Source organism: Pseudomonas juntendi, from assembly GCF_009932375.1.
Taxonomy (GTDB): domain Bacteria; phylum Pseudomonadota; class Gammaproteobacteria; order Pseudomonadales; family Pseudomonadaceae; genus Aquipseudomonas; species Aquipseudomonas juntendi.
In genome coordinates this window covers 1-497 of record NZ_BLJG01000340.1, presented here as the reverse complement: position 1 = coordinate 497, position 497 = coordinate 1, and the positions used below count along the sequence as shown (strand labels likewise).

At 54.3% G+C, this 497-nt stretch carries 1 pseudogene; it reads left to right on the top strand.

The annotated features are described in order from the left end of the window. Window positions 1-324: 324 nt before the first annotated feature. Window positions 325-497: pseudogene (locus GYA94_RS25715) on the top strand (EamA family transporter); the annotation flags it as partial.

The following is a 497-nucleotide window of genomic DNA, read 5'->3' as shown; positions in this document are numbered from 1 at the left end:
TGATTTGCTGTCAAGCGTTTATTTTGAAGTTTTTTGCGAGAAACTCGTTTGGCTTCAAACACTTGACTCAACACAGTGGCTGGCAGTGCCTGCTACCGCGTTGGAATGGTGCGCATTATAGGGCGGCGTTTTTGTAGGTCAACCTTTAATTTCAATAATTTAGGTTTTCCGCAGAATCCCTGCAGCCGAGCAACAGCGTGCTCGGCCTGCACCCTGCCCTGCACGCTCGCCAGCGCTACAAAACTCTGCAGGGCATTGCCCACTACCCTGCTAATTGCGCACTATATTGCTCACCCCACCCCCTCCAAGGAATGCCGCCCTTAAATGAACACCCAGCCCCGCAGCCTGGCCGCCACCCTCTTCCCGATAGGCTTGCTTCTGATTGCCCTTGCATCGATCCAGTCAGGCGCTTCCTTGGCCAAAAGCATGTTCCCCATCGTTGGCGCACAAGGCACCACCACCCTGCGGCTAATCTTCGCCAGCATCATCATGCTGCT